Source organism: Solibacillus ferritrahens (assembly GCF_037027585.1).
Lineage (GTDB): Bacteria > Bacillota > Bacilli > Bacillales_A > Planococcaceae > Solibacillus > Solibacillus ferritrahens.
In genome coordinates this window covers 51,905-66,120 of sequence record NZ_JAXCLE010000001.1, presented here as the reverse complement: position 1 = coordinate 66,120, position 14,216 = coordinate 51,905, and the positions used below count along the sequence as shown (strand labels likewise).

General features: G+C 37.4%; 12 protein-coding genes. 5 read left to right on the top strand and 7 right to left on the bottom strand.

Translation table 11 applies throughout. The features are described from left to right. Positions 1-55 precede the first annotated feature (55 nt). The 4 genes from SNE38_RS00350 to SNE38_RS00335 form a co-directional block, all read right to left on the bottom strand. The gene (locus SNE38_RS00350; protein ID WP_336045619.1) at positions 56-1,189 is read right to left on the bottom strand and encodes a Ger(x)C family spore germination protein; all 1,134 of its coding nucleotides are present in this window, start codon (positions 1,187-1,189) and stop codon (positions 56-58) included. Then, positions 1,186-2,616, bottom strand: coding sequence for a spore germination protein (locus tag SNE38_RS00345; RefSeq protein WP_336045618.1), 1,431 nt, complete (start codon positions 2,614-2,616; stop codon positions 1,186-1,188). Before SNE38_RS00345 ends, SNE38_RS00350 begins: the two co-directional genes overlap by 4 nt. After that, positions 2,613-3,701, bottom strand: a complete 1,089-nt coding sequence (locus SNE38_RS00340) for an endospore germination permease (protein ID WP_191703813.1) — start codon at positions 3,699-3,701, stop codon at positions 2,613-2,615. Before SNE38_RS00340 ends, SNE38_RS00345 begins: the two co-directional genes overlap by 4 nt. Before the next feature lie 82 nt (positions 3,702-3,783). After that, positions 3,784-4,311 carry a C39 family peptidase gene (locus SNE38_RS00335; protein ID WP_191703814.1) on the bottom strand — a complete coding sequence of 176 codons (528 nt, stop codon included), beginning with the start codon at positions 4,309-4,311 and terminating at the stop codon, positions 3,784-3,786. Positions 4,312-4,444: 133 nt separating this feature from the next. Here SNE38_RS00335 and SNE38_RS00330 point away from each other — a divergent pair, with 133 nt between their 5' ends. Further along, on the top strand, positions 4,445-4,969 hold the full coding sequence (locus tag SNE38_RS00330; RefSeq protein ID WP_191703815.1) for a sigma-70 family RNA polymerase sigma factor: 525 nt from the start codon (positions 4,445-4,447) through the stop codon (positions 4,967-4,969). Then, on the top strand, positions 4,938-5,861 hold the full coding sequence (locus tag SNE38_RS00325) for a hypothetical protein (protein ID WP_336045617.1): 924 nt from the start codon (positions 4,938-4,940) through the stop codon (positions 5,859-5,861). Before SNE38_RS00330 ends, SNE38_RS00325 begins: the two co-directional genes overlap by 32 nt. A 50-nt stretch (positions 5,862-5,911) precedes the next feature. On the opposite strand, the gene SNE38_RS00320 is transcribed toward SNE38_RS00325, so the two are convergent. From SNE38_RS00320 to SNE38_RS00310, 3 genes are all read right to left on the bottom strand, one after another. Next, a complete protein-coding gene (locus SNE38_RS00320; RefSeq protein WP_336045616.1) occupies positions 5,912-6,523 on the bottom strand; it encodes an NAD(P)-dependent oxidoreductase in 612 nt (203 codons plus the stop codon). Between the two features lie 2 nt (positions 6,524-6,525). After that, complete coding sequence (locus SNE38_RS00315) at positions 6,526-7,731, bottom strand: MFS transporter (RefSeq protein WP_191703818.1); 1,206 nt, start codon at positions 7,729-7,731, stop codon at positions 6,526-6,528. Positions 7,732-7,963: 232 nt separating this feature from the next. Next, positions 7,964-8,281 carry a thioredoxin family protein gene (locus SNE38_RS00310; RefSeq protein ID WP_191703819.1) on the bottom strand — a complete coding sequence of 106 codons (318 nt, stop codon included), beginning with the start codon at positions 8,279-8,281 and terminating at the stop codon, positions 7,964-7,966. Between the two features lie 242 nt (positions 8,282-8,523). Here SNE38_RS00310 and SNE38_RS00305 point away from each other — a divergent pair, with 242 nt between their 5' ends. From SNE38_RS00305 to SNE38_RS00295, 3 genes are all read left to right on the top strand, one after another. Continuing rightward, the gene (locus SNE38_RS00305) at positions 8,524-10,908 is read left to right on the top strand and encodes a 3-hydroxyacyl-CoA dehydrogenase/enoyl-CoA hydratase family protein (protein WP_336045615.1); all 2,385 of its coding nucleotides are present in this window, start codon (positions 8,524-8,526) and stop codon (positions 10,906-10,908) included. A gap of 199 nt (positions 10,909-11,107) precedes the next feature. Next, positions 11,108-12,280 (top strand): acetyl-CoA C-acetyltransferase, encoded by a 1,173-nt coding sequence (locus tag SNE38_RS00300; RefSeq protein ID WP_191699822.1) that lies wholly within the window; start codon positions 11,108-11,110, stop codon positions 12,278-12,280. Positions 12,281-12,310: 30 nt separating this feature from the next. Beyond that, positions 12,311-14,095, top strand: coding sequence for an acyl-CoA dehydrogenase family protein (locus SNE38_RS00295; protein WP_336045614.1), 1,785 nt, complete (start codon positions 12,311-12,313; stop codon positions 14,093-14,095). Positions 14,096-14,216 lie beyond the last annotated feature (121 nt).

The following is a 14,216-nucleotide window of genomic DNA, read 5'->3' as shown; positions in this document are numbered from 1 at the left end:
GACGAAAAAGGGCTGTGCCGAGCGTCAAATTTGACGTTCAGCACAGCTCTTTCTTTTAATCTGAAGTAATACGTTCACCTTTAACTTTTACAAGCTCTACATCCAAATTACGGATTGTTGATTCATCAAGAGGGATTTTCCCATCCTTCTCGTGTTCCTTCCAAACCTTCACATTTTTACGATACAATACTTCCGATAACCGGTATATATCAGTGTCGAATTCTAATGAAGCTTTGTATGTTTGTTCAATTTCTTGCTTTACCTGTCGTTCAATCTCTTTTTTCAGTACAGCCATTTTTTGCTGATTCAGTATTTCATTTGTTTGAACGACCAATTTAACATTGATATCAAATTGCACCTTATTTTCGGTTACTACAGGGATAATTTCTGTGTGCACCTCGTCAACGGTTGACGTTGTATATTGTTCTTCAGATTCCTCCATTTTAACTGTAACATCTGAGCGCTTTGTCTGGTTAATCACCCACTGCACACCGTTTAAATCATCTCCTAATAGGTTCCCCTTAAAACCAGAATCCCTATGGAGAATACTGATCCCTTTAAAAGTGTAAACAGGATCTGGTCCATCTTCCTTCGACCAGTTTTCACTAATATCAACCAAAGGGATTTTTGCTTCATAACTAGGCTCATTCAATTGGATCATGAGCTCACGAAATTGAATTGGTCGTATTCGTGATGATTGGTTATAGGAGCTAAGCGGATCTGATAGTTTGGAAAGGGTAATGGATTTATTAATAATAGGTGTGATGAGCAGAATTTCGTCAAGAGGCGAATTCGTCATATAAGCCCAAGTCGTATATCTCAATTCTCGATAACGGATAAATGAATTTACGATAGGTTCAACTTTGTTCTCCTTTGCAATATTTTCAGAGAAAATAACATACTTTAAATGCCCTAAAAATACCCGCTCATCCATCGTTTGATACAAATTGAAAAAGGCTTCATCGAACGTCCGCCCTGATGCAACCCCAACTTCAGCTTGAGTTGCATCAGGATTTGGCTGTTCGCTTTTGGCAATATTGGTAAAGGCAACGATTTGTGCATATATAACAAACTGTTCATCTTTATAATCCATTCCAAGTCCGTGAATATAGTACATTCTCTCAGCTTGGTTCGTATCCCAACATCCTGAAAGTAATAGCAGCAAAGGAAATAAGAGAAACTTTTTCATTTTGTATTATCTTCCTTTGTTTTATCTTTAACATTCAATAGATCCGGGCGCTTATTATTCGAAGTTGGCGGTGGACGGAAGAATGACATTTTTAAATTATTCCAGCTTAAATTAGCAGCAACATTTAAATACGGTACACCAAAAACACGAATATTTGCTATATAAACAAGGCATATATAGATCGACAGGAAAAATCCGAACAGCCCAAATATCGATGTAATAATTATAAACACAACACGCAACATACTGATCGTAGTAACGAAGGATTGATTGACGAGTGTAAAAGTGGCAATCGTTGAAATCGCAATGACCACGATCATAGCTGGGCTCGTAATCCCTGCCCGAATGGCTGCATCCCCTATAATTAATCCTCCAACAACACTAATCGTTCCCCCTAAAATACTAGGTAGACGTAATCCAGCTTCTCGAAATAATTCAAACATAAATAGCATTCCAAGCATTTCCAAAGCTGAAGGCAGCGGTGAGCCAGTGTTTGCTTGTACAACCGTCGCGAGCAATTGAATGGGGAGCTGCTCTTGATGAAAGGTTGTTAACGCAAGCCAAAAAGCAGGAAGTAATAGAGCAATTAAAATGCTCCCTAGTCGTAATAACCTTTCCAATGAGCTGTAGATAGGCGGATAATCATTATCCTCACCGGACTTGAGTAACACTAAAATATCGATCGGTGTGATAATTGCATATGCAACGCCGTCTACCAAAATAATATAGCGACCAGTAGTAAGAGATTGCATTGCAAAGTCGGGCCGACCTGTCGTATCATTGAGCGGAACAAGATATGAAATCTTATTAAAACGTTCAAGCAATAATTCCCCACTTAAAATGACATCTGTTTCAATTGCTGAAAGCTGCTGTTTAATTTGTTTTAATATGGATAAATCGGCAATGTCGTTAAAATATAAGATTGCTACCTTTGTTTTAGAACGTGTTCCGATTGTCATTTTTTCCACGGATAAGGAGTTCGTTGGCAGTCGCTTACGAATAAGCGCAATATTTACACCTAAATCTTCAATAAAATTATCACGAGGTCCCTTTATAAGTACTTCTAGATTAGTCTCTTCTGGGCTTCGATTTGGCTTTTTTTCAATATTACTGCATAACAAAATCTTTAAACTTTCAATATAGATAAGGATAAATCCGCTAAATACATTCGTAACGGCTTCTTGTAAATCGTCAATCTTCTGTAGCTGTGGGAGATGCAGCTTCTGCATTAAACTGGCTTCATCAAATTGATCCTTTTGATGGCATGCAACTTTTAATCTAGGTACGACTACTTCATTGAATAAATGATTGTCTGTCATTGCCTCACAAGTGATGAGCATCACATTACTTGCTGGAAAATCTAATGTCTGAAAGCGAATATCAGCACAATTGTCAAATTGCTTTTTTAAGGTAGCTTGTTCAATCAAGCATTTCCCACCTTTCGCTTTGTTTTTCGATTTACTAATATGAAAATAATAATTGAAAGTATGAAAAAGAAAATTGTGGTGCTTATTAAAAAATATTGCCCCTTCCATTTACTAAATATACTGTCATCGAGCAAATAAAGCGGCAGTGATAAAAAGACAAAAACCGGCACAATATACTCCCATATTTTTTTCTTTTGACCTGTAAATCCTAATAGCTCAATTGCTATGAACAATATAAAGCCAATTCGGACAAAGGCTCCAGTCAGCCACTGGTAAATAGAAAAAAAATCAACATGGTTAATGAAGCTTCCAATTGAAGCAATACGCCATTCTTCATATGCCGGATAGCGCTGTTTCGCCGCTTCAACTGGTCCGAATTCCGCAATGGCCCCAATCAATGGCCCCATAGTTAAACCTAAAAGTAAAAATAGTATCAGTATTAAGTGTCTGTATTTTAATTTTGTTTTAAAATGATGCTGAATGAAGAGCAGTAAATAGATTTCTACAAAGCCTGAAGCAGGGTATAACATAGATGTAAAAACAGGTGAAAACCCATGCTCAAGGAAAGGTCTTAACAAGGAATAATCTTTAACCTGAATATTTACAAAGGCAACAAAAAAGCCGAGAACTACGACCACGAATAGCACAATAACATTGACCATCGTTATTGTTAAAATGGACGATGTGGCAAGTAAAAAGCAAACAAATGTAAAGAAGAAAAATAGTAATAAGAAGGGTGTGTTAATTAAAAAAGTTGTAGATACCCACTGTAACGTTTCGTGCATCGTAAGGGCAGCCATTAAAATCAAATAAAAAACGGTGACATAAATGAGTGCCTTGCCAAACCGTGGATATCTTTTTAATAAATATTGACGAACTGATTCATCCTTTATTTTCTTTAATGTGAAAAAAGGAAGCAGTAACCAAGGAATAATTAATAGTATCGCTACAAGAACAGATATCCATGCATCTCTTCCCGCCCCATTAATCAAAGAAGGAATAATTGTAACGTGGTTTTTTAATCCGATAAAGGTCATTGTCAAAAAGATAATATGTAAAAGACTAATCGAGCCAATTGATTTCATATATGTTCCTCGCATTTTTTATACAGTAATAACCAATTAATGTATTTTTTATTCTTGCCAAAAAAAGAGCATTAGCTATTTGCTAATGCTCTTTTGGTTCAATTTTGACAAAGCTTAATACTTTCCGGTTGTCATCATATTTAAATGTTCTTATTTGACTCTCTCGATTTCGTCCGCCGTTATCATGAATAGTTAAATAAAGTTCATCATCTTTAATTTCGTAGCCAATTAAAGGGACCCAATGATACTTATAAAGAGGGTTATAATTTTTTAGGAACTGCCCGGTAAAATACACATCAAACTTCATCGCAACAGGATTGCCTAGGCGTAATTGTTCAATTGCCTGGGTTAAAGTACATCCTTCAACACACCAATCATCTCCAAGTAGTCGGCGTAAGTTTCTAATCATCCGCCATTTAAAAAGTCCAATTTTTGTTCCACCTAATAATTTATAAAATTCATTTACATCTTTTGTGCGGATCGTCTCATCTTTGCATAAGTAATTCAAAATAACGTGTGCAGTCGTCGGGCCGCATGCTGAGTTTTGATATTCAGGTCGGATACTCGAACTATATTGTGACCTGCCATTAACGTTTAATAATACCCGCATACTAAATACCTCCATTATATTATAAAATTATCATATACCCATTTTTTAAAAAAATAATCCTTCATAATTTGAAACTAAAAATATTACAGCTCCGTCTAACGGTTAACAAAATGAAAAAAGGGGGGACGATTATATGCAGCTAGAGCAATTTATAACAATACATGGCGAGGAATTACTTCGGCTTTCCTATACATATGTCAAAAATAAAGAAATGGCAGAAGATATTGTACAGGATGTGCTTTTAAAAGCATATGAGCAGCACGACAAATTTCGGGGGGATGCGAGTTATCGGACGTATCTATATCGTATGACAATTAATCGTAGCTATGATTATCTACGCAGTTGGAGCTATAAAAATACAATTTTAACGAATAAAATCCAGGAAATATTCCAAGTAACCAAATCCACTGAACAACAAGTGTTCGAGCAAAACGATAATCGCCTATTAGGGGATGCAGTGCTCGATTTACCAGTAAAATACCGTGAAATTATTATTTGGTTTTATTACAAAGAGTTGAAGATTGATGAAATTGCAGAGCTCCTATCAATTTCAAATAATACCGTAAAAACAAGACTAAAGCGCGGACGTGAAAAGCTAAGAAATCAATTAGAAGGTGGTGAATGGGATGACGAATTCTCAAGTAAAACGAGCAATTGATGAAGCAATCGGTAAGCAGCCACTGATGAACGAAACATTTGTTCAAAAGGTGCAGAATGGAAAAAAACACAGAGAAAAGAGAATATGCTTCATGCAACCTGCTATCGTAGTATTCTTACTTTTTGTTATAGGTGGTTTACTTTACATAATACCACAGTCGGATGAACATTCAGCTGATGATCCCGAAGAGAAGGATATGTATTTGGCAAAGCCTGAGCATTTGAATGAAATGTTAGTGCAAAACCGTAACGAAAGTAGAATCATGTATGTATTTGATAATGGAACACTTCATTATACGAGCAATACACGTCTCTACTTAGAAAAGCCGAAATCAGAAGATGAAAAACCCTATTCAGGAGAATTAATCGAGAAAACGTATACAAATATTCAAATCAAAACAAAAGATAATCAATATTTCATAACAGGTGATGAAGGCTTTAGTTGGACATTAACCCGTACCGGCCCGCGTATTTTAGTAGATGAAAAGGGTAACGAATATATCATACCTTATGCATTTGAGAATAAGCCTCAACTCAGTGAAGTTCTACTAGACGATGAAATTCAATCGTTGGGAATTTATAAGATTGGTGGTATTGGGACATATGCCTATATTTTAGAAGAAGATTTAGGTGAGGTAAATAAATTATTCAACCAAGCAACCGTGAACGAAGAGTACATTAGTGAGATGCCGAATTTTAAGATTAATATCGAATATGAAAATGGAAAAAGCGGAAGGTTGGAGCTTATATTGAAGGAAGATGACCAAGAAAGCTATGTGAGTAAAAATGATGTTGAAAATAATACTTACACCATCTTTAAAATCCCTGGAGAATTAGCAGATTATTTCCGTCAATTAGCCGAGAAAATCGAAGAAATCAACAAAGCCAAATAAAAAAAGAAAACTACCTCAAAAATTTGGGGTAGTTTTCCAATGTTTTAAATCTAGCTACATAAGCCAACTGAAGTGTTTTCGTATTTCGTATCATCCAATGCCTTTACCATAAAATGCGCAACGCTTGCTCTTGGAATCGTACTTGAGCCTTTTGGAACTGTATCAAATGCTTCTTTGTAATCTGTTTTCAAAGGTTCATCTTTTAATCCCATTGGACGTGCAATAGTATAGACAACACCTTTTGATTTGTAATAGTTTAATGCAGCGCGGTGATCTGCCAAAGGATTTGCCAACATTTTCATCATCATTTTACCCATAATACCAGGGATTTCACCATCAACACCTGCTGAAGCACAGTAAACTAAACGCTTCACGCCTGCTTTTTCCATGCCATCTGCAATGTTTTTGCCCATTGTTTCGAGCTCGTTTGATTTTTTCATTCCTGTGCTAGAGCCTAAGCATGAAACGACTGCTTCATGGCCAACAATTGCATCTGCCACTTGCTGAGCGTTAAATGCATCACCTTGGATAATGTCGACACCAGTTGTTTTTAATTTTTCGGGTGTACGGACAAAAGCTGTAACGCTATGTCCGGCTGCAACAGCCATTTCAACAAAATGCTGCCCGACGCCACCTGTAGCACCAAATACTATAATTTTCATGATTAATGTCCTCCTTTTAATGCTGCTCTTTGAATCTTAACGCCTTTCCACATAAATGTAAAAATAATCGTTAAAATTAAAATAACCAATCCTGCAATGAATGGATATAAAATATCTATGTCATATAATGCACCTGCAAGAAGAGGACCCATAATATTTCCAATACTCATATAAGCATTATTCATACCCATCGCAAACCCTTGCTCATTACCTGCCATTTTTGAAATTAATGTCGTTAAAACAGGACGCAAAATAGATGTCGCCAGGAAAATCAATAACGAAATTGCAAAGAACATCGTATAGCTTCCTGCAATAATAGAAAGGAAAAATCCAGAAGCTGTAACAATTAAAAATAACTTCAGTACATTTACTTCCCCAATTGACTTTACAAGTCGATCGACAACGAATAGTTGCATAATAACACCGATTAATCCTGTTGAAGTAATCATAAAGGCAATCTCTTGCGGGGTTGCACCAAATTTATCGTCGACATACAGACCAAGAACGGTTTCGTATGACATTAAGCCGAAGCTCATAATAAGTGTAATAACTAATGGAATGAAGAAAGGCTTTTTAACCGATAAAATAATATCCTTTATCATTGATTGATTGTTATCGATAAGCTGAGGAGTTGCAGTTTCTACAATCTCTTCCAAGCTTTCTTTAAGCGTAAAGTATGATACTACAAATGCTAAAAGACCGACGATTGCGGATACTAGAAGCGGTGTTTTCAAACCGAAATCCGCCAAAAATCCACCGATACCGGGACCAATAACAATACCAAGGGACATCGAAGCAGAAATAAAGCTATTTCCCTTTGCACGCTGATCCATCGTCGTAATATCTGCAACATATGCGTAAATTGCCGGAATTAAAAATGCACAACCAATTCCACCAATTGCGCGTGATAAGTAAAGTAGCCAAATAGAATCGGCGAAGTAAAAAAGAAACATCGAAATTGCTAATGTTAGTAGTCCGATATTAATAAGCGGGCGACGACCATATTTATCTGCCCATTTCCCACCAATTGGCGATACTAAAAATTGTGCAAATGCAAAAATAGCAATAATTAATCCTGCAGCTGTTCCGCCTTGCCCAAGTTCTTTTAAATAAGAGGGGATAATCGGAATAATAATTCCAAAGCTCCCAACAGCAATAAACATGTTAAGCATAAGTAACGCCAATTTTTTTCTTTGATCTGAAGTCATAAAAATTCCTTTCTTACTATTAAATTCTGCCCGGCGAAATTAAAAAAATCCATAAAAAAATCCGTGAAATCCGCCGAGGCATATTTTCTCCCAACTAGTGTTTACTCCTGTTGAATAAGAAAATTTTCACGTACTCAATTGTAATCGGAAAACTACATTCTGACTAGTTATTTACTTAAAAATAAGATGAACCAAAAGCATGTAAACTTTTGGATTCATCTTAAAAGAACTATTAAGCCTGTGCGTTTAAAAATTCTTCAACTTGTGCCGGTGATTTAGCATTGGCACTATGCAAGTGAGCTAACTTTTCACCATTTTGGAAGATTAATAGTGATGGAATACCCATTACTTGATATTTCTCCGCTAAGTCCGGGAAGTTGTCACGGTTAATTGAATACCAATCATATTGATTATATTCTTCAATTATAGGATTGATGAACATATCCATACGTGTGCAGTCCGGGCACCAACCGGCAAAGAATTTAATGATAACCGGTTTTTCTTTACTTGTTAGTTCTGTAAATTGTTCAATTGTTGTAATTTCTTGCATATTAATCACGCTCCTTATAGCACATTGTACACGAAACAAGTAGATTACGAAAAGTAATTTAACTTAAGACAAGTTCTTACTATCAATAAAAATATAAGAATAATAATTTTATTTAAAATTATGAGAAAATTATTGCGTAAATTATCAAAATACTCTACACTAAGAACAGAAAAGCTGTTTGAAGTTTTTTTTTCATTTGAAAATGAATGACTGTTCATTCAAGGGAGAAGGGGGAAGTGCTCGTGTCTTACAATATTCAAAAAGTAGCGGTTTTAGGTTCAGGGGTAATGGGTTCAGGTATTGCAGCTCATTTAGCAAATATCGGGATTCCAACTTTATTATTGGACATCGCACCACGTGAACTTACAAAGGATGAAGAAGCAAAGGGTTTAACACTTGATTCTAAAGCTGTAAAAAATCGTTTTGCTAATTCAGCGATGCAAAAATTACTAAAGCAAAAACCAGCACCACTTTCAGCGAAAAAAAATCTAGCATTAATTACACCGGGGAACTTTGAAGATGATCTAGAGAAACTGAAAGATGTGGACTGGATTATCGAAGTTATCGTAGAAAAATTAGATATTAAAAAAGGATTATTTGAAAAGATTGACGCTGTGCGTAAGCCAGGGACGATCGTTTCATCAAATACATCAGGGGTAAGTATTAACGCAATGGCAGAAGGGCGCTCAGAAGATTTCCAGGAACACTTCCTTGGGACACATTTCTTTAACCCGCCACGTTATCTGAAATTATTAGAAGTGATTCCAGCAAATACTACAAAGCCTGAAGTTGTGAACTTCATGCAATCGTTCGGTGAGGATGTATTAGGTAAAGGCGTTGTAATTGCGAAAGACACACCAAACTTCATTGCCAACCGTATCGGAACATACGGTCTAATCGTTACGATGAATGAAATGGTAGCGCGCAATTATTCAGTAGGTGAAGTAGATTCAGTGACTGGTCCTATAATCGGACGTCCAAAATCTGCAACATTCCGTACATTGGATGTGGTAGGTCTTGATACATTTGCACATGTTGCAAAAAATGTATACGACCAAACGACAGGTGCAGAGCAAGCAGTGTTTGAAGAGTCACCAATTTTAAAGAAAATGGTTTCAAATGGTTGGTTAGGCGCAAAATCCGGTCAAGGCTTCTTCAAAAAAGAAGGAAAAGAAATTTTACAGTTAAATTTATCTACATTTGAATATGAGCCAAATAAAAAGCTTGTTGCACCATCTCTTGAAATGGCAAAGCAGGCGAAAGGACCAGGCGGTAAATTAAAAGTATTAATTTATGCGAAGGACCGCGTAGGCGAATTATTATGGAATTCATTTGCACCAACATTACTTTACTCAGCGCAGTTAATGGGCGAGATTGCAGATGATGTCGTAGCAATCGATAATGCGATGAAGTGGGGCTTCGGCTGGGCACAAGGTCCATTTGAAATGTGGGATGCAATCGGAGTTGAAAAATCTGTAGCAAAAATGAAAGAAGAAGGTCGTGAAATTCCAGAGTTTGTGAGCGGATTACTCGATAAAGGCTTCTCTACATTCTATACAGAAATTGATGGAGATTTAGCATACTACAACGGTACGGAATATGTAAAAGTACCAGTAAATGAAAAGGCAATTGATTTAAGACGCTATAAGAAAAAGCATGGCGTTATTAAATCAAATTCAGGTGCAAGTTTAATAGATTTAGGCGATGGTATTGCATTACTGGAATTCCACTCAAAATCAAATGCAATTGGCTTGGACATTGTACAGATGATTAACTTTTCGGTTGATGAAGTTGAGAAGAACTTTAAAGGTCTTGTTATCGGTAACCAAGGTAAAAACTTCTGTGTAGGAGCAAACCTTGCAATGATTTTAATGGAAGCACAGGACGATAATATTTTTGAACTTGATTTTGTTATTAAATCATTCCAGCAGGCAATGCGCCGTATTAAATATTCAACAAAACCGGTTGTTGCAGCACCATTCCAAATGGCATTAGGCGGTGGTGCAGAAGTATGTTTACCGGCTGCACATATTCAAGCATCTGCAGAAACATATATGGGTCTTGTAGAAGTAGGCGTCGGGTTAATCCCAGGCGGCGGCGGTAACTTAGGACTTTATGAAAAATTCATTAAGGGCTTACCTCAAGGTGTAGAAGTAGACTACCAGCATATTGCTAATAAAGTATTTGAAACAATTGCAATGGCAAAAGTTTCGACATCTGGGGAAGAAGCGCGTGAAAACAATTTCCTAAACTTCGCAGATGGAATTTCTGTTAACCCAGATCATTTAATCTATGATGCGAAACAAGCAGCACTAGCATTAGCTGAAGCTGGCTATACACCTCCTGTGAAAAGGAAAGTAAAAGTAGTCGGTGCGCCAGGTTATGCAACGTTACTATTAGGTGCACAAGGAATGTTCGATTCGGGCTACATTACAGAACACGATTTGAAAATCGCTAAAAAGCTGGCATATGTCATCGCAGGCGGCAAAGTACCATATGGAACTGAAGTATCAGAAGAGTATTTATTAAACTTGGAAAAACAAGCGTTCCTAGAACTAGTAGCAGACCAAAAATCGCAAATGCGTATGCAGCACATGCTAGTAAAAGGAAAGCCGTTACGTAACTAATATTTGAACTATTAAAAATCACTTTGATATGGAATATAGGCAAGGACACCTCTGGATAAGCGTTCGTATGAGACAGCTGTTTCAGACCACGCTCCCGGAAGTGTTCGCCGAAATGAAATCAACGGTATGTTGAGAATATGTCGCTGGCAGGCAGATTACGAGTTTACTTGCTAGCTAATCACAAGGGGGAAACATCATTATGCGTGAAGCCGTTATCGTTGCAGGAGCACGAACACCGATTGGACGTGCGAAAAAAGGAACTTTGGCAAATACTAGACCCGATGATTTTGGTGCAGTTGTAGTAAAAGAAACGTTAAAACGTGCGGGCTATGAAGGACCAATTGACGATTTAATTATGGGATGTGCGATGCCTGAAGCAGAGCAAGGAATGAACGTTGCCCGCTTAGTAGGAGCATTGGCAGGTCTTCCAGATACAACACCAGCATTAACAGTAAATCGCTTCTGTTCATCAGGATTACAAACAATTGCGTATGCAGCTGAGCGTATTATGCTTGGTCATTCAAAGGCAATCGTTGCTGGGGGTACGGAATCGATGAGTATGATTCCGATGACAGGCAATACTGTGCGCTTAAATCCTAAGTTAGCTGAAGATGCACCACAATATTATATCGGGATGGGGCATACAGCAGAGGAAGTGGCAAATCGCTACAATGTAACTCGCGAAGATCAGGATGCTTTTGCTGTACGCTCACATGAGTTAGCTGAAAAAGCAATTAAAGAAGGTAAATTCAAAGACGAAATCGTACCGGTAGAAGTTACGGAGTACTATGTCGATGAAAACAATCAACTAAAAGAAAAGACAATAATATTTGATACAGATGAAGGGGTTCGTCCAGGTACTTCGGTTGAAACGCTGGCAAAATTACGCCCAGCCTTCAATGTAAAAGGTTCTGTAACAGCAGGGAATGCTTCACAAACTTCTGACGGTGCAGCAGCAGTATTAGTAATGGATCGTGAAGAAGCAGAAAAACAAGGGATGAAGCCACTTGCTAAGTTTTTAGGTTTCGCTGTAGGTGGAGTTCCACCGGAAGTAATGGGTATCGGACCAATCGTAGCGGTACCAAAAGCATTAGAAATTGCAGGGATAACTCAAGATCAAGTAGATTTATGGGAAATTAACGAAGCGTTCGCATCGCAATCAATTCAGGTAGTACGTGAATTAGGTATTGACATTGATAAAGTGAATGTTAACGGTGGTGCCATTGCATTAGGTCATCCGCTTGGAGCAACCGGTGCAATCCTAACAGTAAAACTAATTAACGAACTAAAACGTCGCGGTGGAAAATATGGTGTTGTAACGATGTGTATCGGCGGCGGTATGGGTGCAGCAGGGGTATTTGAAGTATTGTAATTCACAAAGGAAACTAGGGAGGAATTTATTATGGAACAAACAACAAATAGCATTATTAAAGGTGGCGGCTTCTTAATCGAGGACGTGGAAATCAACCGAGTATTTACACCTGAAGACTTTACAGATGAGCAAAAAATGATTGCCCAAACAACTCAGGAGTATGTTACGAATGAAGTATTACCAGTTGTTGAAAACTTAGAGCATCATGAGTTTGATCATTCAGTACGTCTATTAAAAACAGCTGGGGAACTAGGTTTACTTGCAGCTGACGTACCAGAAGAATACGAAGGTCTTGGCTTAGACAAAATTTCTTCGGCATTAATCGCTGAAAAAATGTCTCCAGCAGGCGGGTTCTCAATTACTCACGGTGCACATGTTGGTATCGGTTCATTACCAATCGTATTATTCGGTAACCATGAGCAAAAAACTCAATATTTACCGAAATTAGCTTCAGGTGAGTTAATTGCGGCATATGCATTAACAGAACCAGGTTCAGGTTCTGACGCATTAGGTGCAAAAACAACTGCCAAATTAAATGAAGCAGGTACACACTATGTATTAAATGGTGAAAAACAATGGATTACAAATGCAGGCTTTGCAGATGTATTCGTTGTGTACGCTAAAATCGATGGCGATAAATTTACAGCATTCATCGTAGAGCGTTCATACCCTGGAGTTTCAGTTGGTCCGGAAGAAAAGAAAATGGGGATTAAATCTTCTTCTACTCGTACGTTAATTTTAGAAGACGCACAAGTGCCGGTAGAAAACTTACTTGGTGAAGTAGGGCGCGGTCATATTATCGCATTCAACATCTTAAATATTGGACGTTATAAATTAGGGGTAGGTACTGTAGGTGCATCTAAACGTGCATTTGAATTAGCAGTAGCTTATACAAACCAACGTCAACAATTCAAAACTAAATTATCGGATTTCAACTTAACAAAAGAAAAGATCGCATCAATGGCTTCTCACATTTATGCATCAGAATCTTTAAACTATCGTACAGTTGGTTACTTTGAAGATCGCTTGAATCAGTTATCAGACGAAGAACAAAAAGACGGTAAAGCAATTGCTGGAGCGATCGCTGAGTATGCAATTGAGTGCTCGATCGCAAAAGTATTCGGTTCTGAAACTTTGGATTACGTAGCAGACGAAGCAGTTCAATTACATGGTGGTTATGGCTTTATGGCTGAATACGAAGTAGAGCGCATTTACCGTGACTCACGTATTAACCGTATTTTCGAAGGTACAAATGAAATTAACCGTATGATCGTGCCAGGCACTTTCATGAAAAAAGCGCTAAAAGGTGAATTACCTCTATTACAAGTAGCACAGGAATTACAAAATGAATTATTAATGCTTATGCCGGAAGAAATCGGTAACGAAGCATTAGAGCAAGAAAAATATTTAGTGAAAAATGCGAAGAAAATTGCTGTACTTGCAGCAGGTGCAGCAGCACAACGCTACGGTGCCAAACTAGATGCAGAGCAAGAAATTCTAGTAAACATTGCAAACATTGCGAACCAATTATATGCAATGGAATCTGTAGTGATCCGTACACAAAAAGCAATTGAGCGTGACGGTGAAGGAAAAGCGGCACAAAAAATTCTTTATACACAAATCTTCTGCCAAGAAGCATTTGCAGAAATCGAAAAAGAAGCAAAAGAAACATTAATCGCTTCAGTTGAAGGCGATGATGCACGTATGATCTTATCAGCATTACGTAAATTAACACGTAACAACCCTTACAACTTAATTCCGAAAAAGCGTGAAGCAGCAGCGAAATTAATCGATGCTGAAAAATATGTAGTTTAATAGATAGAATATAATCGGATGCAGGAAGCTGTATCCGATTTTTTCTACGGAATAGATTTTCTAATAAAACGAAAAAAGTTCTAATATACTTTAAACGGTGCTAATTTAAATCGCATGTTCT

What these genes read in the sequence shown, in the direction of transcription:
- SNE38_RS00320 (WP_336045616.1), bottom strand. Translation starts at nt 6,523, where the DNA reads ATGAAAATTATAGTATTTGGTGCTACAGGTGGCGTCGGGCAGCATTTT.
- SNE38_RS00350 (WP_336045619.1), bottom strand. Translation starts at nt 1,189, where the DNA reads ATGAAAAAGTTTCTCTTATTTCCTTTGCTGCTATTACTTTCAGGATGT.
- SNE38_RS00340 (WP_191703813.1), bottom strand. Translation starts at nt 3,701, where the DNA reads ATGAAATCAATTGGCTCGATTAGTCTTTTACATATTATCTTTTTGACA.
- SNE38_RS00295 (WP_336045614.1), top strand. Translation starts at nt 12,311, where the DNA reads ATGGAACAAACAACAAATAGCATTATTAAAGGTGGCGGCTTCTTAATC.
- SNE38_RS00330 (WP_191703815.1), top strand. Translation starts at nt 4,445, where the DNA reads ATGCAGCTAGAGCAATTTATAACAATACATGGCGAGGAATTACTTCGG.
- SNE38_RS00310 (WP_191703819.1), bottom strand. Translation starts at nt 8,281, where the DNA reads ATGCAAGAAATTACAACAATTGAACAATTTACAGAACTAACAAGTAAA.
- SNE38_RS00325 (WP_336045617.1), top strand. Translation starts at nt 4,938, where the DNA reads ATGACGAATTCTCAAGTAAAACGAGCAATTGATGAAGCAATCGGTAAG.
- SNE38_RS00300 (WP_191699822.1), top strand. Translation starts at nt 11,108, where the DNA reads ATGCGTGAAGCCGTTATCGTTGCAGGAGCACGAACACCGATTGGACGT.
- SNE38_RS00335 (WP_191703814.1), bottom strand. Translation starts at nt 4,311, where the DNA reads ATGCGGGTATTATTAAACGTTAATGGCAGGTCACAATATAGTTCGAGT.
- SNE38_RS00315 (WP_191703818.1), bottom strand. Translation starts at nt 7,731, where the DNA reads ATGACTTCAGATCAAAGAAAAAAATTGGCGTTACTTATGCTTAACATG.